This is a genomic window from Bradyrhizobium sp. USDA 4532, from assembly GCF_024171315.1.
Lineage (GTDB): Bacteria > Pseudomonadota > Alphaproteobacteria > Rhizobiales > Xanthobacteraceae > Bradyrhizobium > Bradyrhizobium australafricanum.
The window spans coordinates 4,606,073-4,630,230 of sequence record NZ_JALJZN010000001.1 but is presented as its reverse complement, the minus strand read 5'-3'; the positions used below and the strand labels follow the sequence as shown (position 1 = coordinate 4,630,230).

Annotated in this window: 22 protein-coding genes and 1 riboswitch; of the genes, 9 read left to right on the top strand and 13 right to left on the bottom strand. The window is 65.0% G+C overall.

Translation table 11 applies throughout. The features are described 5' to 3' along the window. The first annotated feature begins 435 nt into the window (after positions 1-435). Positions 436-589, top strand: a riboswitch (FMN riboswitch). 78 nt (positions 590-667) lie between these two features. Together J2R76_RS21125 and J2R76_RS21120 are read left to right on the top strand one after the other, a co-directional pair. Further along, positions 668-1,249, top strand: a complete 582-nt coding sequence (locus J2R76_RS21125) for a 6,7-dimethyl-8-ribityllumazine synthase (protein WP_057016614.1) — start codon at positions 668-670, stop codon at positions 1,247-1,249. A gap of 104 nt (positions 1,250-1,353) precedes the next feature. Further along, entirely contained in the window at positions 1,354-2,160 is an 807-nt protein-coding gene (locus J2R76_RS21120; RefSeq protein ID WP_253624886.1) for an SDR family NAD(P)-dependent oxidoreductase, read from the top strand. Between the two features lie 153 nt (positions 2,161-2,313). Here J2R76_RS21120 and J2R76_RS21115 read toward each other — a convergent pair whose 3' ends face one another. Both J2R76_RS21115 and J2R76_RS21110 read right to left on the bottom strand, forming a co-directional pair. Then, the gene (locus J2R76_RS21115) at positions 2,314-3,267 is read right to left on the bottom strand and encodes a ribose-phosphate pyrophosphokinase (protein WP_028344316.1); all 954 of its coding nucleotides are present in this window, start codon (positions 3,265-3,267) and stop codon (positions 2,314-2,316) included. 179 nt (positions 3,268-3,446) lie between these two features. Beyond that, positions 3,447-4,067 (bottom strand): hypothetical protein, encoded by a 621-nt coding sequence (locus J2R76_RS21110; protein WP_076825524.1) that lies wholly within the window; start codon positions 4,065-4,067, stop codon positions 3,447-3,449. A gap of 356 nt (positions 4,068-4,423) precedes the next feature. Here J2R76_RS21110 and J2R76_RS21105 point away from each other — a divergent pair, with 356 nt between their 5' ends. After that, complete coding sequence (locus tag J2R76_RS21105) at positions 4,424-4,972, top strand: hypothetical protein (protein ID WP_168856576.1); 549 nt, start codon at positions 4,424-4,426, stop codon at positions 4,970-4,972. A 41-nt stretch (positions 4,973-5,013) separates the two neighbouring features. Here the strand turns inward: J2R76_RS21105 and pgeF are convergent, their stop codons facing one another. From pgeF to J2R76_RS21085, 4 genes are all read right to left on the bottom strand, one after another. Next, entirely contained in the window at positions 5,014-5,787 is a 774-nt protein-coding gene (gene pgeF / locus J2R76_RS21100; protein ID WP_168856577.1) for a peptidoglycan editing factor PgeF, read from the bottom strand. Next, a complete protein-coding gene (locus J2R76_RS21095; RefSeq protein WP_168856587.1) occupies positions 5,784-6,842 on the bottom strand; it encodes a class I SAM-dependent methyltransferase in 1,059 nt (352 codons plus the stop codon). Before J2R76_RS21095 ends, pgeF begins: the two co-directional genes overlap by 4 nt. A gap of 99 nt (positions 6,843-6,941) precedes the next feature. Beyond that, a complete protein-coding gene (lgt, locus tag J2R76_RS21090) occupies positions 6,942-7,784 on the bottom strand; it encodes a prolipoprotein diacylglyceryl transferase (RefSeq protein ID WP_057016609.1) in 843 nt (280 codons plus the stop codon). Between the two features lie 15 nt (positions 7,785-7,799). After that, positions 7,800-8,534 (bottom strand): dienelactone hydrolase family protein, encoded by a 735-nt coding sequence (locus tag J2R76_RS21085; protein WP_253624884.1) that lies wholly within the window; start codon positions 8,532-8,534, stop codon positions 7,800-7,802. A 177-nt stretch (positions 8,535-8,711) separates the two neighbouring features. On the opposite strand from J2R76_RS21085, the gene J2R76_RS21080 reads away from it, so the two are divergent. The 4 genes from J2R76_RS21080 to ychF all read left to right on the top strand — a co-directional run bounded on the left by J2R76_RS21080 (position 8,712) and on the right by ychF (position 11,797). Further along, positions 8,712-8,972 (top strand): accessory factor UbiK family protein, encoded by a 261-nt coding sequence (locus J2R76_RS21080; protein WP_050384261.1) that lies wholly within the window; start codon positions 8,712-8,714, stop codon positions 8,970-8,972. Positions 8,973-9,245: 273 nt separating this feature from the next. Then, positions 9,246-9,968: a 50S ribosomal protein L25/general stress protein Ctc gene (locus J2R76_RS21075; RefSeq protein ID WP_168856580.1), complete on the top strand. Its 723-nt coding sequence runs from the start codon at positions 9,246-9,248 to the stop codon at positions 9,966-9,968. 55 nt (positions 9,969-10,023) lie between these two features. Then, a complete protein-coding gene (pth, locus tag J2R76_RS21070) occupies positions 10,024-10,638 on the top strand; it encodes an aminoacyl-tRNA hydrolase (protein WP_253624882.1) in 615 nt (204 codons plus the stop codon). A gap of 61 nt (positions 10,639-10,699) precedes the next feature. Next, complete coding sequence (ychF, locus tag J2R76_RS21065; protein WP_057016605.1) at positions 10,700-11,797, top strand: redox-regulated ATPase YchF; 1,098 nt, start codon at positions 10,700-10,702, stop codon at positions 11,795-11,797. A gap of 251 nt (positions 11,798-12,048) precedes the next feature. On the opposite strand, the gene J2R76_RS21060 is transcribed toward ychF, so the two are convergent. Then, entirely contained in the window at positions 12,049-12,324 is a 276-nt protein-coding gene (locus tag J2R76_RS21060) for a metal-sensitive transcriptional regulator (protein WP_018269815.1), read from the bottom strand. A gap of 65 nt (positions 12,325-12,389) precedes the next feature. On the opposite strand from J2R76_RS21060, the gene J2R76_RS21055 reads away from it, so the two are divergent. After that, positions 12,390-14,783, top strand: coding sequence for a heavy metal translocating P-type ATPase (locus J2R76_RS21055; protein WP_309143549.1), 2,394 nt, complete (start codon positions 12,390-12,392; stop codon positions 14,781-14,783). A 163-nt stretch (positions 14,784-14,946) separates the two neighbouring features. Here the strand turns inward: J2R76_RS21055 and dapA are convergent, their stop codons facing one another. From dapA to trxB, 3 genes are all read right to left on the bottom strand, one after another. Beyond that, on the bottom strand, positions 14,947-15,861 hold the full coding sequence (gene dapA / locus J2R76_RS21050; RefSeq protein WP_253624881.1) for a 4-hydroxy-tetrahydrodipicolinate synthase: 915 nt from the start codon (positions 15,859-15,861) through the stop codon (positions 14,947-14,949). 530 nt (positions 15,862-16,391) lie between these two features. Then, entirely contained in the window at positions 16,392-17,312 is a 921-nt protein-coding gene (locus J2R76_RS21045) for a LysR family transcriptional regulator (RefSeq protein ID WP_026192264.1), read from the bottom strand. A gap of 2 nt (positions 17,313-17,314) precedes the next feature. Further along, on the bottom strand, positions 17,315-18,280 hold the full coding sequence (trxB, locus tag J2R76_RS21040) for a thioredoxin-disulfide reductase (RefSeq protein ID WP_057017037.1): 966 nt from the start codon (positions 18,278-18,280) through the stop codon (positions 17,315-17,317). A 282-nt stretch (positions 18,281-18,562) separates the two neighbouring features. Between trxB and J2R76_RS21035 the strand changes: the two genes are divergently transcribed. Then, complete coding sequence (locus J2R76_RS21035) at positions 18,563-19,042, top strand: Lrp/AsnC family transcriptional regulator (RefSeq protein ID WP_016845095.1); 480 nt, start codon at positions 18,563-18,565, stop codon at positions 19,040-19,042. Positions 19,043-19,167: 125 nt separating this feature from the next. Here the strand turns inward: J2R76_RS21035 and J2R76_RS21030 are convergent, their stop codons facing one another. From J2R76_RS21030 to carB, 3 genes are all read right to left on the bottom strand, one after another. Then, entirely contained in the window at positions 19,168-19,563 is a 396-nt protein-coding gene (locus tag J2R76_RS21030; RefSeq protein WP_057017035.1) for a DoxX family protein, read from the bottom strand. A 353-nt stretch (positions 19,564-19,916) separates the two neighbouring features. Further along, positions 19,917-20,390, bottom strand: a complete 474-nt coding sequence (gene greA, locus J2R76_RS21025; protein WP_018269816.1) for a transcription elongation factor GreA — start codon at positions 20,388-20,390, stop codon at positions 19,917-19,919. A 197-nt stretch (positions 20,391-20,587) separates the two neighbouring features. Continuing rightward, complete coding sequence (gene carB, locus J2R76_RS21020) at positions 20,588-24,052, bottom strand: carbamoyl-phosphate synthase large subunit (protein WP_253624879.1); 3,465 nt, start codon at positions 24,050-24,052, stop codon at positions 20,588-20,590. Between the last annotated feature and the right edge of the window lie 106 nt (positions 24,053-24,158).

Below are 24,158 nucleotides of genomic sequence, written 5' to 3'. Positions count from 1 at the left end.
TCGGACCTTGTTCTTATGATCGCTTGATACGCACACGGAAGCCGGCACTTGCGACATACTGCGTCGTGGCCGAGTGCAGTTCCTTGACCGGGCTTCCGGATGCCCCTGGACCTGACGCCGATGAAGTGATGTGATTTGCGGAATCCGCGCAACCGCACGCCGAGTCCGTCCACAGCCAAAGCGCGCATCGTCCACAGCTGATCTCCGCCACATCTGTGATTTTGAGAACAAATCGGAATCTAAGCGTTTGCGTAACGCTTTGTTAACCATTTGCCGGCGCTTCGCCGCGCCTGTGAATCAGCTGTCGGGCCCTCGCATCAACCTCGCAGAGCCGCAACGCGCTCATGGGGACATGCCGTTTCCCCATGCCAAAGGCCTTGCCCGGCTGTCGCGCTTTGGTCATATTTCGTCTCAGGCACGTCCATCCCGGGCGTGCCGAGTTCTCAGGGCGGGGTGAAAATCCCCACCGGCGGTAAGGGTGATGAGCCCAAGCCCGCGAGCGCCTTCCTCCGCGAAGCCGGGAGAAGGGTCAGCAGATTCGGTGCAATTCCGAAGCCGACGGTTACAGTCCGGATGAAAGAGAACGGTTGCGGCAGCCAACGCGATTTTCGCGTGGGCTCGTGTCGTTGTCCGTGTGCCCTGATTCTGGTCCTGAAAGAGGAAAGCCATGAATCAGATGTTGCAAGACCAAGACGTTCAAGCTTCTCAAGTCCAAACCCCCCAGGCAGAAAGCGCTCCCGATACGCCGGCCATTCCGCCGACGCCGGAGCATCCGCACTTCGCAAAGCCGCAGCGTGTTGCCTTCGTACAGTCGTCCTGGCATCGGGACGTGGTGGAAGAGTGCCGCATCTCCTTCCTGAAGGAGATCGAGGCGAGGCACATCACCAATGTCGATGTGTTCGAGGTGCCGGGCTCGTTCGAGATCCCGCTGCATGCCCAGCTGCTGGCGAAGACCCGCCGCTACACCGCGATCGTCGCGGCCGGGCTCGTCGTCGATGGCGGCATCTACCGCCACGAATTCGTCGCCGACACCGTGATCAAGGCGTTGATGGATGTGCAATTGCGCACCGAGGTGCCGGTGTTCTCGGCGGTGCTGACGCCGCAGCAATTCCACGAGACCGAGGTGCATTACGAGTTCTTCCGCAAGCACTTCGTCATCAAGGGGATCGAGGTCGCGGAAGCCTGCGCCAACACGCTGCTCAGCCTCGAGCGTCTGCGCGGCCAGGTCGCGGCGGGGATTCCCGGCTAGCATCGGCGGAAAAGCGATTCCGGCATGCGTGCCGGGATCGCTCTCGCCCGCGGCGCGTTCGGTTATGCTTGCGGCATAAAACCAAAACGCGCGGGAGGCGCCCCATGACCGAACAACATTCCTCCGACTGGCTCGGCCTGTCGGGCCGCGTTGCCGTCGTCACCGGCGGAGGCGGCGGTATCGGCCGCGCTACCGCGGTCAGTTTCGCGCGGGCCGGCGCCAGGGTCGCCGCGCTCGATCGCGACGAGCGCTCCCTCGCGGAGACCAAGGCAAAGCTTGGCGAGTTCGGCGACGGTCATCTCGTCGCGACCTGCGACACGACCAGCGAGGACAATGTCGCGGCAGCCGCCGACGCCGTCGCGCGCACGCTCGGCGCTTGCGACATCCTCGTCAACACCGCGGCGGTGCTGCGCCCGGGCGAGCTCGACACGCTGCCGCTCGCGGAGTGGAATGCGGTGCTGGCGGTCAATCTCACCGGCTATTTCATCTGCGCCCAGGCGTTCGGCCACCAGATGCGCAAGGCCGGACGCGGCAGCCTCATCCACGTCGCCTCGATCGCTGCCAGCAATGCGCAGGGGCAGAGCGGCGCCTACAGCGTCAGCAAGGCCGCGGTCGTCATGCTCTCGCAGCAACTCGCCGCCGAATGGGGGCCGCATGGCATCCGCAGCAATGTGGTGAGCCCCGGCCTTGTCGTGACGCCGATGAGCCAGGCCTTCTACGACACGCCAGGGGTCACCGAGCGGCGCACCGCCGTGGTGCCGATGCGCCGGATCGGCGCACCGCAGGACATGGCGGACGCGACCCTGTTCCTAGCCAGCGACCGCTCGTCATACGTCAATGGTGAGGAGATCATCGTCGATGGCGGCTATGCGCGGACGCTGATGAGCCACGTTCCACGGCCGGGGTTCTAACGCGTCTGGCGCCACATACTTGGTGTCGTCCCTGCGAAGGCAGGGACCCATAACCACGAATGTTTGTTGTCACGAAAGCTGGGGCCACAGTGGCTCTCCACAATGGAGGCCTGTGGTTATGGATCCCGGCTTTCGCCGGGACGACAGTGGGGCTTAATCGAACAGGCTGGAAACCGACTCTTCCGCCGCGGTGCGGCCGATCGCTTCGGCAATCAGTCCGGCGATCGAGATCTGGCGGATGTTCGGTGCCTTGTTGACGGCTTCCGTCGGCAGGATCGAGTCGGTGATGACCAGTTCCTTCAGACGCGACGAGGCGATGCGCGCGGCGGCGCCGCCGGACAGCACGCCGTGGGTGATGTAGGCCGAGACTTCCTTGGCGCCGTGCGCGATCAGCGCCTCGGCCGCATTCACCAGAGTGCCGCCGGAATCGACGATGTCGTCGACCAGGATGCAGTTGTAGCCGGCGACGTCGCCGATCACGTTCATCACCTCGGACTCGCCGGGGCGCTCGCGGCGCTTGTCGACGATGGCGAGCGGGGTGTTGATGCGCTTGGCGAGGCCGCGGGCACGCGCCACGCCGCCGACGTCGGGCGACACCACCATCACCTTGGCGAGGTCGAACTTTTCTTTGATGTCGCGCACCATCAGGGGCGCCGCGAACAGGTTGTCGGTCGGGATGTCGAAGAAGCCCTGGATCTGGCCGGCATGCAGGTCGAGCGTCATGACGCGGTCGACGCCGGCGTGCGAGATCAGGTTGGCGACGAGCTTGGCCGAGATCGGCGTACGCGAGCCGGACCTGCGATCCTGCCTGGCATAACCGAAATAGGGCACCACCGCGGTGATGCGGCGCGCCGAGGAACGGCGCAGCGCGTCGGTGATGATCAACAGTTCCATCAGATTGTCGTTGGCCGGAAACGACGTCGACTGCAGGATGAACATGTCCGAGCCGCGGACGTTCTCCTGGATCTCGACGAAGATCTCCATGTCGGCGAAGCGCCGGACCACGGCCTTGGTCAGTTCGATGCCAAGTCCCTTGGCGATGTCCTGCGCCAGCGCAGGATTGGAGTTGCCGGCGACGAGTTTGATTGATCCGTTCTTTGCCGACATCGATGCTTCCCCCCGCGCCTTGCTGGATACGACGTTCAGCATCTCAAGTCCTTACAGAACCGGCGGGTTTTCGGTGCGCGAGGGAATATCAGGCAGGCGCATCCGATGGCAACCCATTAGCCGGGCTTGGCCGCCGTTTTCCTGGGCAAAAAACGCATTTCCCCGGGCGATAACGGGGTTTAGTCGGCGGAATAGCCGAGCGCCACGGTCTCGGGCGCGGCGGCGGCCGGGGCGCTTGCCACCGTGGGCCCGCGGAGGTCCGGTGCCGGGGCGGGCGCGGGGCCGTCCGCCGGGCCGCCATTGATCATGCCGGACAGGCCGCTGAGGCCGGCCTGGGCGATCTTGCGCAGCACCAGGTCGTCGGCGGCGGCCCACGCGTCGCGGCCGGCCTTGCCGGCGGGCTCCTCGCCGGAGAGCCGCAGCGCGCGTTGCTGGTTGCTGTCGTAGACGTCCCACACCCACGCGATCATGGTGCGGCCGCGCACCACCTGAGCCGACAGATAGCTGCGCACGCGATAGGCGGCAGCGCCCTGGCGCGACACGATCGACAGGCTGCGCAGCTTGGACTCGCTGTCGAGCACGCCGACCATGCGGTCGAACACCTGGGGCGGCGGGCCGTCGATCGATTCGAACGCAACCGTTGCGCCGCTGCTTGCCGGCGTGGCCATGGCGTAGGAATCGGCCACGTTGCCGCCGGCCGCGCAGCCGCCAAGCGCGCACGCGATCGCGAGCCACGAGCATGCGATCGCGGCACGCACGGCTGTCCCAGTTTGAAACTGGCGGTTCGACGCTTCCCTCATTGCGTCCTGCGATATCGTTAAAACGGCTTAACGTCTAGGGCAGGACGGCCACAGCGCTTAACAGTCGACGGTTCAAGCGCCGCGCCAGGATCGAATTCCGTGCTCCGTCATGTTGCCGTACGACGCCACCAACCTGAGCGGATTTTCCGGCTCTGAGACGTCGGCGGTTTGGCCGCGCATCTCATGGCGACCAGCGTCGTGCAGCGCATATCCGCGATCCAGCCGCGACATTCGGGTTTGTTTCCCGTCAGACAAAATTCGCCTGAAAATGTGAAGCAGCGCATACCGCCAGACCGACAACCGGTTTAGGCATTCATCGATACTTATGCAATTTTAGGTTTCAGGAGATAGTTGTCATGCCATCCTATGCCGACGAACTCGAAAAGCAATTTGCCGCAGCCGACACGACCACGATAGCCGCCGCCCCGCTCGACCTCCCGGGGGACCATCCACTGAGGCTGAAGGGATATTCTCCGGTTTTGCTGTCCTCGTGCGTTTGTGTAACCGATCCTTGTCCCTGCGACGATCCGGACGGCCCGATCGTCTGGCTGCTGGATGGTGACGTTCGCAAGCGCGTGGCCGCAAAAGGCAAGAACAAGGCTGGAGAAGCCCTGTACGAGTATCACCTGGCGCGGGATGCTTTCGTCATCATCGAAACCTTCGCACGCACGAAGGCCGGCACGCTCGTGGCGTCCGGTGACAAGACCTCCGCACTCAGGCGATCGGCGTTCAACCGGCTCATGCGAATGCGGGGATCGGATTCGGCAGGCGGTCTCATTGCGCGGGCGCCGGGCTCCTCCTATGGAGGGCAGGAATGCGGCGGAGGCACGCTGTACGACGTTTACGTCGAATCGGACGGCGCAGGCGGAACAGTATTCTACTATCAGGCCGTCGGCAGCTGTTAACGGGTGAACCCCGCTTCGTGGCGCTCGCGCATGGTCGATGATTACGCCGGCCGTTCCAGCGCGATGGCGTGAACGAGCCGGCCGTAATCGGCTTCCTTGCGGTGCACGGAGCGGCGGTAGCTGAAGCAGCGCTCGTCGGAATAGGTGTCGATGCCGAGATCGTCGATCATCAGCACGCCGGCATTTTCCAGCCGCATGCGGATGAAGCCGGCAAGATCGAACATCGCGTGTCCGTCGCGTTCGGCGGGCATGAAGAACATGCCGTTCTCCGCATCGGCCTCGATGAAGCGTTCGACGAATTCGTTGCCGACCTCGTAGGATTCCTTGCGGATAAGCGGGCCGATGGCGGCGACGATGCCGCCGCGCTCGGCGCCGAGCTTCTCCATCGCGTCGATGGTCGATTCCAGCACGCCGGTCAGCGCGCCCTTCCAGCCGGCATGCGCCGCGCCGATCACCCGCGCATTGGGATCGACGAACAGGATCGGGCCGCAGTCGGCCGTCGTGACCGAAATCGCAAGGCCCTCGGTGCGCGTGACAAGCGCGTCCGCCTTCGGGCGCACGGCGCCATTCCATGGACCGGTCACGGCCACGACGTCAGGCGAGTGAACCTGATGCACGCTGACGAGGTGATCGAGCGGCACGCCGAGCTGCGCCGCCATCCGCCGCCGGTTCTCCGCGACCTTGGCCGGATCGTCGCGCGAGCCGAGCCCGCCATTGAGGGCGGCATAGATGCCCTCCGACACGCCGCCCTCGCGCGAGAAGAAGGCATGGCGCAGGCCCGGAATGGCCGACAGCAGCGGTGATCCCAATGTCATTGTTCGGTCTCGTCAGGCTGATCGCTCAATCCGGCGATCGAGGTGAGGCGCGGGTCGGAGATGGCCATGACCTTGAACATCGAGCCCATCCCGCCGCGCCCGGAATCGGTCAGCCGCTTCAGCGCACCGGCAACGTCGGCGGATACTTCGGGGCTTGCTTTCGCCATCAGCCCGGCGGCACGGGCCTCGACGCCGAGACGCTTGAGGAAGTCGCCCTGCGTCGCCGGTCCGTGGACGCGCGCGCCGACATCCTCGGCGGCCCGCGCCAGGGCCTGGAAATCGACATGCGCGGTCACGTCGGCCTGTCCGGGGTTCTTCAGCGGGTCGGCGAAGCTGTGGCGCGCGATCGCCTGGAAGGTGTCGCCGGCGTCGCTGCGCAGATGGCCGTAATCGATGATCAGCGCGGCGCCGTCCTGGTCGCGCAGCCGCGTGGCGAGCTTCATGATCTCGTTGTCGGGCCGCCATTCGAACACTGCCCCGAGTGGCGCGGCGCGCACCAGCGGCGGCAGCAGCACCTCGAAATGCGGTGTCGGCTCGGGCGCGGGCGCGAAATACAGGTTGCCATTGGCATCCATCCCGACCGTCCGCTCGTGCCAGCCGGTCTCGCGGCGGACCATCTGGTGGATCGGCAGCACGTCGAAATATTCGTTGGCGAGGATCACCGCCGGTCCCTCGGGCACGTCGTCGATGCTATCGTGCCAGGTGATGTTGCGCACGCCCGTCAGCGTGGCGTACTGCTTCTCGCGCAGCACCGGGTTGACCTCGACGAGGTGGATGCTGAGCGACTGGTAGAGCGGCGGCAGCACGCGCAGCGCACGCAGCGCGTCGGACATCATGGTGCCGCGGCCGGGCCCGAGCTCGATCAGGCGGAACGTCTCCGGCGAGCCGATCGCGCGCCAGATCGAGGCGCTCCACAGCCCGAGCAGTTCGCCGAACATCTGGCTGACCTCGGGCGCCGTGGTGAAATCGCCCTCGCGGCCGAGCGGATCACGCGACAGATAGTAGCCGTACCGCGGATGCATCAGGCACAATTCCATGTAGCGCCAGACCGGCATCGGCCCGGACAGCTTGATCAGCTTCCTGATCTCATCCAGCAGCGGGGAGGGTTCGTTCACGGCCTTCCTTGGATTGCACTTGCTTTGGATTGAACTTGTTCAGGTTGAACTCGGTGCCGGACCGTTCGCCCTGCGGCGGACGGCGGCCGTGATGATGATAACGCCCACGATGATCATTGGCACCGACAGCAGCATGCCCATGGTTAGTCCGCCCCACAGGAATCCGAGTTGCGGGTCGGGCTCCCTGAAGTGCTCGCCGATGATTCGGGCAACGCCATAGATCGTGATGAAGCTGCCGAGGATCAGGCCGGGACGCTTGAGCGCACCCATCCGGATCATGATCGCCAGCGCCGCGAACAGCACGATGCCCTCGAGCCCGGCCTCGTAGAGCTGGCTCGGATGCCGCGGCAGCGGCCCGCCATTAGGGAAGATCATGGCCCAGGGCAGGCTCGGATCGGCGTGACGGCCCCATAATTCGCTGTTGATGAAATTGGCGAGCCGGCCGAGGAACAGCCCGATCGGCGCGACCGCGGTGGTGATGTCACCGAGCGACAGGATCGGGATGTTGTTGCGGCGGGCAAACAGCATCACCGCGGCGACGCAGCCGAGGAAGCCGCCGTGGAACGACATGCCGCCCTTCCACAATTCGAGGATTTCGGCCGGATGCGCGATGAAGAAGGGCAAATTGTAGAACAGCACATAGCCGGTGCGGCCGCCGACGATGATGCCGATGGTGACCCAGAGGATGAAATCGTCGAGCTGCGGCAGCGTGATCGGCGCCGGGCCGCCCCACAGCCGCTCTTTCTTGATCAGCGAGCGGGCGTAGATCCAGCCCAGCACGATGCCGACGATGTAGGCCAGCGCATACCAGCGGATCACGATCGGCCCGAGCGAGAGCGCGACGGGATTGAACACCGGAAAGTCGATCAGCAGGAACGGCATCGTGCGTCTTGAGGCTCAGCCCACGAGGTTGCGCCGGTAAAGCGCGAGGAGCCGCTCCCAATGGCGTTCGGCGGCGTCGCGGTCATAGACCGGACGCTTGGGGAACGCAAAGCCGTGATGCGTGCCGGGATAGATCTCGACCTCGTTGTTCGATCCCTTCATGCCGGCCTTCACCTGCTCGATGATGTCCTGGGGCGCGTAGATATCGGTCTCGGCGCAGGCGAAATAGAGTTCGGCCTTTGTCTTTTGCGCGGCAAGATGCGGACTGTCGGGCTGGTCGGTCGCCAGATGCGTGCCGTAGACCGAGGCGGCGGCCTTGACGCGATCGCCGAAATGCGTCGCCGCGTTCACCGCATAGCGGCCGCTCATGCAATAGCCGACAGTGCCGATGATCCTGGTGTTGGCGGCCTTCTGCGTCTCGGCATAGGCGAGCAGGCCCTTGGTGTCTTCCATCACCAGCGGGATGTTGAGCGAGTGCATCAGCTCGAACATGCGCTTGCGCTCGGGCGATTCCGGATCGGGATTGATCGGGCCGAGCTCCATCACGCCGGCGCGGTAATACAAATTGGGCAGCATCACATAATAGCCTGACGTGCCGAGCCGGCGCGCCATGTCGCGCAGCTCCTCGCGGATCGCCGGCGCGTCCATGTAGAAGATGACGACGGGGAAGGGGCCGCCGCGCTCGGGATGGGTGATGAAGGTACTGGTCTTGCCGTCCTTGGTCGGGATCTCGACGGTCTGGTCGATCATGGCGTTTCTGCTCGCGTTATGTGTGCGATTTCTGTTGTGAGTTCATACGATTGCAAGGAAACCGGAGCATGACAAGGCAAGCCTCGGGAGGCCTGCCATTCGCGGCGGACTTGAACCGGATGGCTGAGATCGCCATTGTCTTTGGCGCGAGGCAGTGAACGCGGAGAGTTTTGCGAAATGACCCAGACCAGCAACCGGTTTTTCGATGAGATCGGCCGTCTGATGAACGATGCCGCGGGCGCCGCCCAGGGCGTCAAGCGCGAGGTCGACACGGTCATGCGCAACCAGGCGGAACGGATCTTGCGCGACCTCGACGTGGTGAAGCGCGAGGAATTCGACGCGGTCAAGGACATGGCCCGCCTGGCGCGCGAGGAGAACGAGGCGCTGAAGGCGAGGATCGCGGCGCTGGAGGCCAAGCTCGGCGGTACGGCCGGCTGATACGGCCCGGAGCGCAGCCCCGTAGCGGATGGAGCGAAGCGCAATCCGGGGCCGGCCCGCGGAGGCAGTGGTCCCGGATTTCGCTTCGCTCCATCCGGGCTACGATCCTCGCTCGGTAACCCAAGAAAAATCCCTTCATTTCCTTGTCATTTCGGCCCTTTGGGGCTAAAAGCCCGCCACGTCCGCGGCCCCCGCACCCCTGGAGGCTTGCTGTGGACCTGAGCATGGGCCGCGCTGCGGCCTTTAACTTTTTAAATACAAGGACTTAACGCTATGGCGACCGTCAAGGAATTGAAGGCGACCGCGCGTCCGAAGAGCGGCAAGGGGGCCGCCCGGGCAGAGCGTCGCGCCGGGAGAGTTCCCGGAGTGATCTACGGAGACAACCAGCCCCCCGTCACCATCTCGGTCGACGACCGTGAACTGCGCCAGCGCATCCTGGCGGGCCGGTTCCTCACCACGCTGTTCGACATCGATCTCGAGGGCAAGAAGCATCGCGTGATTCCGCGCGACTACCACCTCGACCCGGTGAAGGACTTCCCGGTCCATGTCGACTTCATGCGGCTCGGCGAAGGCGCCACCATCCGCGTCAGCGTGCCGCTGCACGTCGTGAACGCCGAAACCGCCCCCGGCGTCAAGCGCGGCGGCACCGTGAACATCGTCACCCACGCGCTCGAGCTCGAATGCGCGGTCGACAACATTCCGCAATACATCGAAGCCGACGTCGGCAGCCTCGAGATCAGCCACTCGCTGCATCTCACCGACATCAAGCTGCCCAAGGGCGTGAAGTCGCTGACCCGCGAGGACGCGACCCTGGTCACCCTCGTGCCGCCGTCCGGCTACGCCGAAGAGCAGAAAGCTGCGGCTGCGGCTGCTGCCGGTGGCGCTGCTCCGGCCGCGGGTGCTGCAGCTCCGGCCGCTGCGGCGGCTCCGGCTGCGGGTGCTGCGGCTCCGGCCGCGGGTGCCAAGGCTCCCGCCGGTGGCGACAAGAAGAAGTAATCGATCAGGTCGGCGCGCGATCGTCTGATGGCGCGCCGACGCGGGATGCCGCGCCATGCGCCTCTTTGTCGGTCTCGGTAATCCCGGCGCGAAATACGCCAGCAACCGGCACAATATCGGTTTCCTGGCGGTCGATGAGATTGCACGGCGTCATGGTTTCGGACCATGGCGCCGTCGCTTTCAGGGCGAGACCTCCGAGGGCGTCGTCGATCGCGAGAAGGTCGTGCTGCTGAAGCCGACCACCTACATGAACGACTCCGGGCGCGCGGTGCAGGAAGCGGCGAACTTCTTCAAGCTCGCGCCCTCCGACATCACCGTGTTCCAGGACGAGCTCGAACTGCCGCCCGCCAAGGTGCGGGTCAAGATCGGCGGCGGGATCGCCGGCCACAACGGCCTGCGCTCGATCTCCGCGCATATCGGCAACGAGTATCGGCGGGTGCGGCTCGGGATCGGTCATCCCGGCGTCAAGGAGCTCGTGCACAGCCACGTGCTGTCGGACTTCGCCAAGAGCGACCGGGCGTGGGTGGAGGCCTTGTGCCAGGCCGTCGCCGACAATGCCGGCCTGCTGGCTGCGGGGCACGACGCGTCGTTCGCCAACAAGGTGCATCTGACGATGCAGGCCAAGGGATTTTTCGACAAGGGTGAGAACGGCGGCGAGAAGCCGGCCTGATCTCCCTTATCCGTCATCGGCACGAGCCCGCCATGACGAACCAGAGATTATCGAGGAAGACATGGGATTCAAATGCGGGATCGTCGGGCTGCCTAACGTCGGCAAGTCGACGCTGTTCAATGCGCTGACCGAGACGGCGGCCGCCCAGGCGGCGAACTATCCGTTCTGCACCATCGAGCCGAATGTCGGCGAGGTCGCGGTGCCCGATCCGCGGCTGGAGAAGCTCGCGGCGGTCGCGAAGTCCGCTCAGATCATTCCGACCCGGCTGACCTTCGTCGACATCGCGGGCCTCGTCCGCGGCGCGTCGCAGGGCGAAGGTCTCGGCAACCAGTTCCTCGCCAACATCCGCGAGGTCGACGCCATCGCCCATGTGGTGCGCTGCTTCGAGGATTCCGACATCACCCATGTCGAAGGCAAGATCGCGCCGCTCGCCGACATCGAGACCATCGAGACCGAGCTGATGCTGTCCGATCTCGACAGCCTCGAGAAGCGCGTCGACAACCTCTCGAAGAAGGCCAAGGGCAACGACAAGGAAGCCAAGGAGCAGCTCGAGCTGGTCAACCGCGCGCTGGTGTTGCTGCGCGACGGCAAGCCTGCCCGCGGACTGGAACGCAAGCCGGAGGAGGAGCGTGCGTTCCGCATGCTCGGGCTCTTGACCTCGAAGCCCGTGCTGTACGTCTGCAACGTCGAGGAAGGCTCGGCCAAGGACGGCAACAATTTCTCCAAGGCAGTGTTCGAGCGCGCCAAGGAGGAGGGCGCGGTCGCGGTCGTGATCTCGGCCAAGATCGAATCCGAAATCGCGACGTTGTCGCGTGAGGAACGCACTGACTTCCTGGAGACGCTGGGTCTGGAAGAGGCCGGCCTCGATCGGCTGATCCGCGCCGGCTACCGGCTGCTCGATCTCATCACCTATTTCACCGTCGGCCCGAAGGAAGCCCGCGCCTGGACCATCGACCGCGGCACCAAGGCGCCCGCTGCCGCCGGCGTGATCCATACCGATTTCGAGAAGGGCTTCATCCGTGCCGAGACCATCGCCTATGCCGACTACATCGCCGGCAACGGCGAAGCCGGCGCGCGCGATGCCGGCAAGCTGCGGCTTGAAGGCAAGGAGTACGTCGTCGCCGACGGCGACGTCATGCATTTCAGATTCAATACCTGAGCATCGATTTCGAGAGAGCTTTCTCCCCACGTCGTCCCGGCGAAGGCCGGGACGACGCTGAATGTGCGGGTGCCGCTCTTTCCCACGTCGTCCCGGGCAAGCGAAGCGCGACCCGGGACCCATAACCACAGGGTCGCGTTGTTGAAGCGAGCTGTGGCCTAGCTCGCTCCATCCCGGCGTCCTGTGATTATGGGTCCCTGCTTTCGCAATGCGAACGCAGGGACGACATCGAGTATGGGCTGGCGCTTAGATCACCTATCCGCACGGCCGATCACGTCCATCAGCTCGGCGATCTTGCGCCGCTGGTCGGCCTTGTCGCCGGACGAGATCGCATGCTCGACGCAATGCGCCACATGATCGCGCAGCACCTCTTCCTCGACGCGGCGCAGCGCCGCGCGCGCGGCCGCGATCTGCGTCACCACGTCGATGCAATAGCGGTCGTCCTCGACCATGGCGGCCAATCCGCGGATCTGACCTTCGATCCGTTTGAGCCGTTTTAAGCAGGATGTCTTGACCTCGTCTCTCATAGGTCTCATATACCCCCCTAGGGTATCTAAATCAAGAGGTCGGGTTACCGGCCGGGAAGAGTTTCGTGGCACACGCAAAGCACGACCATTCGCACGCGGATCATCACCACAATGGCGCGGCCGCGCATTCCTGCTGCGGCGGCAAGCATGATCACGACACGCCGCCGGCCGAGACGGCGTTCGCGATCGATCCGGTCTGCGGCATGAAGGTCGACCCGGCGACCGCCAAGCATCGCTTCAGCTACCAGGGCGAGGAGTACCTGTTCTGCAGCGGCCGCTGCCGCGAGCGTTTCGAGGCCGACCCTGAGAAGTATCTCAAGCCGCGTGAAGAGGAGCCGCCGGCGCCCGCGGGCACCATCTACACCTGCCCGATGCATCCCGAGGTGCGCCAGGTCGGCCCCGGCAGCTGCCCGATCTGCGGCATGGCGCTGGAGCCCGAGCAGGTCTCGCTCGACGACGGTCCAGATCCCGAACTGATCGACATGACGCGGCGGTTCTGGATCGGTCTCGCGCTGACCGTGCCGGTGTTCGTGCTCGAGATGGGCAGCCATCTCGGATTGATGCAGCTGGTGCCGCAGCACTGGTCGAACTGGGTCTCACTCGTGCTGGCGACGCCGGTCGTGCTGTGGGCCGGCGCGCCGTTCTTCGTGCGCGGCTGGCAGTCGCTGGTCACCCGCAATCTCAACATGTTCACGCTGATCGCGATGGGCACCGGCGTTGCCTATGTCTACAGCGTGGTCGCGACGCTGGCGCCGCAGCTATTCCCGCCCGCGTTCCGCGACATGCATGGCGCGGTCGCGGTGTATTTCGAGGCGGCGGCGGTGATCACGGTGCTGGTGCTGCTTGGCCAGGTGCTGGAATTGCGCGCCCGCGCGCAGACCTCGGGCGCGATCCGCGCGCTGCTCGGTCTCGCGCCGAAGACCGCGCGGCGAATCACCGATCATGGCGACGAGGACATCGACATCGATGCGATCAAGGTCGGCGACCGCCTTCGCGTGCGGCCGGGCGAGAAGGTTCCGGTCGACGGCGTCGTCGTCGAGGGCAGTGCGGTCATCGACGAGTCCATGGTCACAGGCGAGTCGATGCCGGTCACGAAGGCCGAAGGCGCGAGCGTGATCGGCGGTACGGTCAACCAGAGCGGCGGCCTCGTGATGCGCGCCGAGAAGATCGGCCGCGACACCATGCTGTCGCGGATCGTCGACATGGTGGCGAAGGCGCAGCGCTCACGCGCGCCGATCCAGCGGCTGGCCGATCGTGTCGCCGGCTGGTTCGTGCCGGCGGTGATCGCCGCTGCCGTGCTCGCCTTCATCGCCTGGACGGTGTTCGGCCCCGAGCCGCGCCTGACCTTCGCGCTGGTCGCCGCCGTCACGGTGCTGATCATCGCCTGCCCCTGCGCGCTGGGGTTGGCGACGCCGATGTCGATCATGGTCGGCGTCGGCCGCGGGGCGCATTCCGGCATCCTGATCCGCGACGCGCAGGCGCTGGAGCGGATGGAGGCGATCGATACGCTGGTCATCGACAAGACCGGAACGCTCACCGAGGGCAAGCCGAAGGTCGTGCGCGTCATTGCCGCCGAAGGATTCGACGAGAGCGATCTGCTGCGCGTTGCCGCCAGTGTCGAGCAGGGCAGCGAGCACCCGCTGGCGCAGGCGATTATCGCCGCCGCCGGGGAGCGCAAGCTCGCATCGTCCGCCGTCAGCAATTTCGCCTCGCCCTCCGGCAAGGGCGCGACCGGCACGGTCGGGGGCAGGCAGGTTGCGCTCGGCAACGCGGTGCTGATGGCCGAGCTGAAGATCGCGACGGCAGCGCTCGACGAGGCGGCCGAGGCCGCACGGCGGGACGGCGCGACGGCGATCTATGTCGCGGTCGATGGCCGCATCGCCGGGGTGATCGCGATTGCCGATCCGGTGAAGCCGTCCGCGACCAGCGCGCTGCAGGCACTGCGTGCCGAGGGCCTGCGCATCGTGATGCTGACCGGCGACAACGAGACCACCGCGCGGGCGGTGGCAAAGACGCTCGGCATCGGCGACGTCGAGGCCGGCGTTCTGCCGGAGCGCAAGAGCGAGGTCGTGCAGCGGCTGCGCGGCGAGGGGCGCACCGTCGCGATGGCCGGCGACGGCGTCAATGACGCACCGGCGCTCGCCGCCGCCGATGTCGGCATCGCGATGGGCGGCGGCACCGACGTCGCGATCGAGAGCGCCGGCGTCACGCTACTCACCGGCGACCTGATGGGCCTGGTGCGCGCGCGGCGGCTGTCGGTCGCGACCATGCGCAACATCCGCCAGAACCTGGCGTTCGCGTTCGTCTACAACGCCGCCGGCGTGCCAATCGCAGCCGGCATGCTGTATCCGCTGTTCGGCATCCTGCTGTCGCCGATGGTCGGCGCCGCCGCGATGGCGCTGTCTTCGGTCAGCGTGATCGGCAATGCGCTGCGGCTTTCGCAGGTGAAGCTGGACTAGGCGTCTCTTACCTCGCCCCGCTTGCGGGGAGAGGTCGGATCGCATCGCAAAATGCGATCCGGGTGAGGGGGGCTCTCCACGAGTCTGTCTCTCGCCTTTTGTGCGGAAGCAGCCCCTCACCCCAGCCCTCTCCCCGTAAGAACGGGGAGAGGGAGCGGAGCGATCACGCTGGCAGCAGCAGCTGCGCGCGGCGCTCCATCTCGGCGTCGAGCCAGGTTGCGAGATCCTCGCTGACCGCGACCATTGGCAGCCGCACCTCGGGGCTGTCGATCAGCCCCTGCCGCCACAGCCAGTGCTTGGCCGGCGCGGGGCTCGGTTCGGCGAACAGCAGCCTCGTCAGGCCGACGACGCTCTGCCAGGCGGCCAGCGCCGCGTCGCGCTGGCCCTGCTGCAGCAGCGTGCGGATCGCAGCGAAGGTGTTTGTTTCCAGATGTGCGGACAGCAGGATCGCGCCGTCGGCGCCGTCCGAGAGCGCATCGAAGGTTTGCGCGTCCTCGCCGGTCAGCACGCGAAAGCCGGCCGGCCGGCGGTTGAGGAAGTCGATCGACTGCGCGCGGTCGGCGCAGCAATCCTTCATGCCGGCGATGTTCGGATGGTCCGCGAGCGCCAGCAGCGTCTCGTTGGTCAGGTTCACCGCCGTGCGATAGGGAATGTTGTAAAGCACGATCGGCCACGACGCGTGATCGGCGAGCGCGTTGAAGTGCTGCACGAGCCCGCGCTGCGAGGGCCTGATGTAATAGGGGCTGGCGATCAGATAGCCGTTGATCGGCCAGTCGGCCGTATCATCCAGCGCTTCCTTCATCCGGGCGGTCGAGGCGCCGGAGAGCCCGAGACAGACCGGCAAATGGCGGGAGCTGGCACTGAGCTCGTCGAGCACGACGCTCACCAGCCCCTCCAGTTCCTCCACGCTGAGCGCCATGCCCTCGCCGGAGGTTGCGCCGAGAATGAACCCGTCGACGCGGCCATTGGCGTAGTGCCGTACGAGACGCCGCAGCGACGTGACGTCGAGCTCGCCGTTACGGAATGGCGTGATCAAAGGCAGCCAGAGGCCCTGCAATTGCTGATGTAGATCGGTCATGTTCCATCTCCTTAAGAAGGCAAAGCCGGAGACGGGACCAACAAAAAACCCCGTCCAGGCGGCGGGGTTTCGGGATCGGTCTGAATGCGAAGGTGATCTTATCGCGCGCGATCTCGTGTCCCCGGGAGGGGAGCTTTTTTCGACGACAGAACGGCGCACGAAGTCGTGATCATGGGATAATGATGCTGCGCTGCGAGGTTGTTGTCAATGCACATGCTGACCGGCGCGTGCGGCGCGTTTTGCGCATGCCATGGAGGTGAAAAGGCACGGCGATGAAAAAAAGCCGGGCTCGAGTGAGCCCGGCTTAAGGTATTGGCCACGTGAGGCCGACACAATCACCTTCCAAGAGGGATTACTGAACTTCCGCGCCACTGGAGGAGGGGGACATATGCGCGACGCGAACGCTCAGCGTGTAAGCACTATGATCCCCATCGACGGCTTGCAGCAACTATCCAGGTCGCATGTCAGTCATGCGGAGACCGGGGGCAGCACGGATATCCCTATAAAGCAGCCCTATAAGGGCGGCTTAATCACGACGGCCAGCGCTGCGCCTTGCTGACCACGAAGTCGCGGAACACCTGCACCCGGGCCACCGTCTTCAGCTCTTCCGGATAGACGAAGTAGGTGTCGAGCGCGATCGAGTCGGACTCGCCGAACAGCTGCACGAGGTTGTTCTGTTCGACCAGATAGTCCGGCAGCGCGGCGATGCCGAGGCCCTGCTGGCAGGCGCGCACGAGGCCGAGGATGTTGTTGACCTTGAAGTAGGGCTCGCGCGGACCGGAGCCGTTGCGGCCGGCATCGATCAGCCAGCTGCGGTTCTGCAGATGCGCCGGCACCTGCGAGTCGCCGAGCATGATGATGCGGTGCGAGTCGAGATCATCGAGCGTGCGTGGCGTGCCGAAGCGCTTGATGTATTCCGGCGAGCAGTAGGCATGGAAGCCGATGGAGAACAGCTTACGCTGGATCAGGTCCGGCTGGGTCGGCTTGCGGGTGCGGATCGCGACGTCGGCCTCGCGCATCGAGAGGTCGAGATCCTCGTCGGTGACGATCAGCGAAATCCGGATGTCGGGATAGAGCGCGGTGAACTCGTCGAGCCGCGGGATCAGCCAGTTGATGCCGAGCGCCGGGGGCGTCGTGATCTTGAGGTCGCCGCTCGGCCGCTCGCGGCTGTCGGTGAGCTTTGCGCGGGCCGCCTGCAGCTGCATGAACACGTCATGCGCGGTGCGGAACAGGAGGTCGCCCTGCTCGGTGAGGATCAGGCCGCGGGCGTGGCGGTGAAACAACGACACCGAGAGCTCCTGCTCCAGCGCGCTGACCTGGCGGGAGACCGCCGATTGCGACAGGCCAAGCTGTTCGCCGGCATGCGTGAAGCTGCCCGCCTCCGCCGCTGCGTGAAAGACCTTCAGCTTGTCCCAATCCATATCCGTAAATCCGTCGCGAGATCGTGCCATGATTATTCCGCCGCTGCGCGATCGCTCGCGCGAAGAGCCAGGAAGCGTTCCGCCTCGAGCGCAGCCATGCAGCCGAGGCCGGCGGCGGTGACCGCCTGCCGGAAGGTTTCATCCGCCACGTCGCCCGCGGCGAACAGGCCGGGCATCGAGGTCGCGGTGGAGTTCGGCGCAACCTCGACGTAGCCCGACGGTTTCAGCTTGATCTGGCCTTTGACGAGCTCCGTCGCCGGCGCATGGCCGATCGCGATGAAGACGCCGTCGGTTTTGAGGTTCGTGAGCGCACCGGTCTTGACGTTCTTCAGCCGCACATGGGTGACCTTGTTCGGGTTCTCCGATCCGCAGATTTCGTCGATCGCCGAATCCCACACCACCTTGATCTTGGGATTCTTGAACAGCCGCTCCTGCAGGATGCGCTCGGCGCGGAAATGATCGCGGCGATGCACGATGGTGACCTGGGAGGCGTGATTGGTCAGGTACAGCGCTTCCTCGACCGCGGTGTTGCCGCCCCCGACCACCACGACGTCCTTGCCGCGGTAGAAGAAGCCGTCGCAGGTCGCGCAGGCCGACACCCCGCCGCCCTGGAACTTTGCTTCCGAGGGCAGTCCGAGCCAGCGCGCCTGGGCGCCGGTGGCGAGGATCACGGTCTCGGCGAGATAGACGTCGCCGGAATCGCAGGTCAGGCGAAACGGGCGCTGGCCGAGTTCCAGCTTGTTGACAAGATCGGTGACGATCTTGGTGCCGACATGGGCCGCCTGCTTCTCCATCTGCTCCATCAGCCAGGGGCCCTGGATCACATCGGCGAAGCCGGGATAGTTCTCGACGTCGGTGGTGATGGTGAGCTGCCCGCCCGGCTGGATGCCCTGGATCAGCACCGGCTCGAGCATCGCGCGCGCCGCGTAGATCGCTGCGGTGTAGCCGGCGGGGCCGGACCCGATGATGACGACCTTGGCGTGGACAGGCGCGGGCATTAGCTGATCCCTCTCTTCTGGGGACTTTGACGGGGACTTGTGTGGGAAGCACCCCGGAAGCAGGTCACGGCGGTGCTAAAAGTGTCAAATCCAAGTCTAGGATATCTGGGAAGCTATGCAAGATTTGCAATCCATGGCAGCGATTTTTCCCCGGAACTGAAGTCACATTCGCGAAATCGTGCGCTGCACGCGCAATAAAATTGCGCAATGCCAGCGGGCTGCGCTATGAGAGTTGCCGGCGGACCCGCCAAGCCTTCCAAACCCCTAGGGAACTGTAGTCGCGTGTCGAAGAACCTTGACGAGATCGACCTCAAAATCCTCGCCGAGATCCAGGCCGATGGCCGAATCACCAATGTGGAACTGGCCAAGCGCGTCGGTATCTCGCCGCCGCCCTGCCTGCGCAGGGTCCGGGCGCTGGAGGAGGAAGGCTACATCCAGGGATACCGCGGCCTGCTCGATCCGCGCCGCCTCGGCTACGACGTCACGGTGTTCGCCTCGGTGCATCTGTCGAGCCAGGCTGACGCCGATCTCCGCGCCTTCGAGAATTTCGTGCGCGCCGAGCCGCTGGTGCGGGAATGCTGGATGCTGTCGGGCGAAGTCGACTTCATCCTCAAATGCGTCGCGCCCGACATGGCGACGTTCCAGGATTTCGTCACCCACCTGACGGCCGCGCCGCATGTGCGCAACGTCAGGACGTCACTGGTGCTGCACAATTCGAAATATGAGGCCGCGGTGCCGCTGGGATTGAAGGCGGTCGGCTAGAGCGCCGTGCGCGTCATTCCGGGGCGATGCGTTAGCATTGAGCCCGGAATCTCGAGATTCCGGGTCTGACGCTAACGCGCCATCCCGGAATGACGTCGTCAATGAGTGGGAAGCGCCTAGCGCTGCTACCTCTTCCCCATCGCAGCGTCGACGCTGATCGGACCCGGACCCGAGGTCGCGAGGTAGAGGCAGGCGAAGCAGAACGCGATCGCCAGACTGCCGTTATTGAGCAGCGGGTAGAACCCTTTTGGGAAATGGCCGATGAAGTAAGCGAAGGCCATTTCACCCGCCAGGATAAAGGCTACGATCCGCGAGAACAGGCCAATCATCAGGAGCCCGCCGAGCACCAATTCGAGGGCGCCGGCCGCGCCGATCAATGAGAACAGCTCGACCTTCTCGAACATTGTCCCGGGTGGGAATTTGAAAATTTTGGCAACGCCGAACTGAAACAGCAGCAGTCCGGTGATGAACCGGAACAGGCTGAGCGCCACCGGCTGGAGCTTGGAGAACATCTGGTCCATTGTCATTTACCCCCTGTTTGACACACTGGAACGTTGCAAGATGCAGAAACACACGGTGTCCGCCACCGGAGTGTGATGTCAACACCTTGCGCCTGGAATCATTCCTCGCGCGATGGCAGTTGCGAGAGAACGCGGCAGTGACACGGTGACGCGCAGCGATGCGTGTTGCGACGCAATCGTCAGCCCGAACTCCGTCCCCCGACATGATTATACTGCATAAACATGTCACGGCCTCACTGGCATGGCGTGCAGCGGCTCTCCATTCACATTGCTGTCAGACCGGGGAGAAGCGCGGGGCATAAAAAAAGCCGCGTGCGGGACGCGGCTTTTCTGCACCAGTCACGTGAAGGTAACTACCGCCACTCGACCTTGGTGATCTCGTAGGCCTTGGCGCCGCCCGGCGCCATCACCTCGACGGTGGTCCCCTTCTTCTTGCCGATCAGCGCGCGCGCGAGCGGCGAGGTGATGGAGATGCGGCCCTTCTTGGCGTCGGCCTCGACTTCGCCGACGATCTGCCACACCGCCTTCTTCTCGGTGTCCTCATCGATCAGCGTCACGGTCGCGCCGAACTTGATGGTGTCGCCTGACAGTTTCGAAATGTCGATGATGTCGGCGCGCGCGAGCTTGTCCTCGAGCTCGGCGATGCGGCCCTCGTTGTGCGACTGCTCTTCCTTGGCGGCGTGATACTCGGCGTTCTCCGAGAGATCGCCGTGCGAGCGCGCCTCCGCGATGTGTTCGATGATGCGCGGACGATCCACCGATTGGCGATGCTTCAACTCGTCCGTCAGCGCGGCGTATCCGCCCGCGGTCATCGGAACCTTATCCATCATCTTCGTCCTTCATCGCGCGCGCCCGGCGGCCGTGCACGAATATCCAGTTCAGCTAACGCAGGAATCAGGGCGCCAACGCGCCCGGAAGCCCAGTGATATTCGGCCCCGCTAAGGGCCGTGACAACATCCAATCGCGCGGTGAGTTCCAGCCATTCGGCTAATTGACCGCTTCGGGCCTTCAGCCCGGGCAGCGGTCAGCTTTCGGAAAAGTAACTCTGAAGCGTGCGGACCTCAAGGTCCCCGGCCCGATAGGCCCGGATTCCCCGTGCGGCCGCCACCGCGCCCGAAAGAGTGGTGTAATATGGCACTTTATGCAAGAGGGCAGCCCGCCGCAGCGAGCGGCTGTCGGCCAGCGCCTGCGGACCTTCGGTGGTATTGAAGACCAGCTGGACGTCGCCATTGGTGATGGCGTCGACGATGTGCGGACGGCCTTCGAGCACCTTGTTCACCTTTTCCGTCGGCACGCCGTTGTCGCTGAGGTAGCGCTGCGTGCCCGAGGTTGCCATCACCTTGAAGCCGAGCGAGTGCAACAGCCGCACCGCATCCGCGATGCGCATCTTGTCGTCGCCGCGCACCGAAACGAACACCGTGCCCTGCCGCGGCACGCGCGTGCCGCCGCCGAGCTGGCTCTTCGCGAACGCGACCTCGAAGGAGCGGTCGATGCCCATCACTTCGCCGGTCGAACGCATCTCCGGTCCGAGCACAGTATCGACGCCGGGGAAACGCGCGAACGGGAATACCGATTCCTTCACGCCGACATGGCCGAGCTTCTTCTTCTTCAGCTTGAAGTCGGCGAGCTTTTCGCCGGCCATGATCCGCGCCGCGATCTTGGCGACCGGCGTGCCGATCACCTTGGCGACGAACGGCACGGTGCGGGATGCGCGCGGGTTGACCTCGAGCACGTAGATCTCGCCGTCCTTGATGGCGTATTGCACGTTCATCAGGCCGACCACGTCGAGCCCGAGCGCGAGCTCGCGGGTCTGCCGCTCCAGCTCCTCGATGGTCTTGGCGTCGAGCGAATGCGGCGGCAGCGAGCAGGCGGAGTCGCCGGAATGGATGCCGGCTTCCTCGATGTGCTCCATGATGCCGACGATGAAGGTGTCCTTGCCGTCGCAGAGGCAGTCGACGTCGACTTCGGTCGCGTCGGACAGATAGCGGTCGAACAGCAGCGGGTTCTTGCCGAGCACGGTGTTGATTTGCCCGGTCTTGTCGTTCGGGTAGCGCGCCTTGATGTCGGCGGGCACCAGCTCGGGCAGCGTTCCCAGCAGGTAGTCGTTGAGCTGGTTCTCCTCGCGGATGATCTGCATCGCGCGGCCGCCGAGCACGTAGGACGGACGCACCACCAGCGGCAGGTCGAGATCGCCGGCGACGAGGCGGGCCTGCTCGACCGAATAGGCGATGCCGTTCTTCGGCTGCTTGAGACGCAGCTTGTCGAGCACGCGCTTGAAGCGGTCGCGGTCCTCGGCGAGGTCGATCGCGTCGGGCGAGGTGCCGAGGATCGGCACTTCGGCGGCTTCGAGCGCGCGGGCAAGCTTCAGCGGGGTCTGGCCGCCGAACTGCACGATCACGCCGTGCAGCGTGCCGTTCTTGCGCTCGGTCGCGATGATCTCGAGCACGTCCTCGGCGGTCAGCGGCTCGAAATACAGCCGGTCGGCGGTGTCGTAGTCGGTCGACACCGTTTCCGGGTTGCAGTTGACCATGATGGTCTCGTAACCGGCGTCCTCGAGCGCGAAGCAGGCGTGGCAGCAGCAATAGTCGAACTCGATGCCCTGGCCGATGCGGTTCGGGCCGCCGCCGAGGATGATCACCTTCTTGCGGTCCGACGGCGCGCTCTCATCGGCAAATTCGCCGGCGAACGGCCGCTCATAGGTCGAATACATGTAGGCGGTCGGTGAAGCGAACTCCGCCGCGCAGGTGTCGATGCGCTTGAATACCGGGCGCACCCCGAGCGCGTGGCGCTTGGCGGTGACGTCGGCCTCGGTGGTCTCCGTGAGCACGGCGAGCCGTGCGTCGGAGAAGCCCATCGCCTTCAGCATCCGCATGGCGAACGCATTGGTCGGCAGGCCGCTGCTGCGGATCTTGCCTTCCATCTCGACGATGGCGCGCAGCTCCGCGAGGAACCAGGGATCGATCTTGCAGGAATTGAAGATATCCTCGTTGGACCAGCCGAGCCGCATCGCCTGCGCGACCTGCAGCAGGCGGTTCGGCGTCGGCGTGCCGAGCGCCGCGCGGATCGCGTTCTTGTCGTCGCTGCGGCCGAGGCCCTCGATGTCGATCTCGTCGAGGCCGGTCAGCCCGGTCTCGAGCCCGCGCAGGGCCTTCTGCAGGCTCTCCTGGAAAGTGCGACCGATCGCCATCACCTCGCCGACCGACTTCATCGAGGTGGTCAGCGTGGAGGAGGCGCCGGGGAATTTCTCGAACGCAAAGCGCGGAATCTTGGTGACGACGTAGTCGATCGTCGGCTCGAACGAGGCCGGCGTCGCGCCGCCGGTGATGTCGTTGGCGATCTCGTCGAGCGTGTAGCCGATCGCAAGCTTGGCGGCGACCTTGGCGATCGGGAAGCCGGTGGCCTTCGAGGCCAGCGCCGACGAGCGCGACACGCGCGGATTCATCTCGATCACGACCATGCGGCCGTCGTCCGGATTGATGCCGAACTGCACGTTGGAGCCGCCGGTCTCGACCCCGATCTCGCGCAGCACCGCAATCGATGCGTCGCGCATGATCTGGTATTCCTTGTCGGTGAGCGTCAGCGCCGGCGCCACCGTGATGGAATCGCCGGTGTGCACGCCCATCGGATCGACGTTCTCGATCGAGCAGATGATGATGCAATTGTCCTTCTTGTCGCGCACCACCTCCATCTCGAACTCTTTCCAGCCGAGGACGGATTCCTCGATCAGCACCTCGTTGGTCGGCGAGGCATCGAGGCCGCGCTCGATGATGTCGAGATATTCTTCCTTGTTGTAGGCGATGCCGCCGCCGGTGCCGCCGAGCGTGAAGGAGGGGCGGATGATCGCGGGCAGGCCGATGTCGGACAGCGCCATCAGCGCTTCGGCCAAGGCCTGCTGCTGGTAGCGCTTGCGCCGCTCGTTCTCGCCGCCTTCCCACTGCCGTTCGAAGGCTTCGAGCTCGGGGCCGGACAGCTTGGCCTGATCGGCGAGGTATTTGTCGCGGTCGGACTTCTTCAGCGCCGACGCATTGGCGAGCCGCGACCTCGGCGTCTGCAGCCCGATCTTCTCCATGGCGTCGCGGAACAACTGGCGGTCTTCGGCCTTGTCGATGGCGTCGGCGGTGGCGCCGATCATCTCGACGTCGAACTTCTCCAGCGTACCCTGCTTGCGCAGCGACAGCGCGCAGTTCAGCGCGGTCTGGCCGCCCATGGTCGGCAGCAGCGCGAAGCCGCCGGGCACGACGTGGCGTTCCTTTTCGATGATCTTGGCGACGATTTCGGGCGTGATCGGCTCGATATAGGTCGCATCCGCCAGCTCCGGGTCGGTCATGATCGTCGCCGGGTTGGAATTGACCAGGACGATCCGATAGCCCTCTTCCTTGAGCGTCTTGCAGGCCTGCGTGCCGGAGTAGTCGAACTCGCAGGCTTGGCCGATCACGATGGGACCGGCGCCGATGATCAGGATGGTGGAGATGTCGGTTCTTTTGGGCATCAGCTCTCGCGGACTGGAATTTAGGCACAAAAAAAGGGCGCGCTTCCCGCGCGTCCCTCGAGCCATGCGCTACATGTTGTAGCGCCGGAAGCGCGATCCCTCGCGC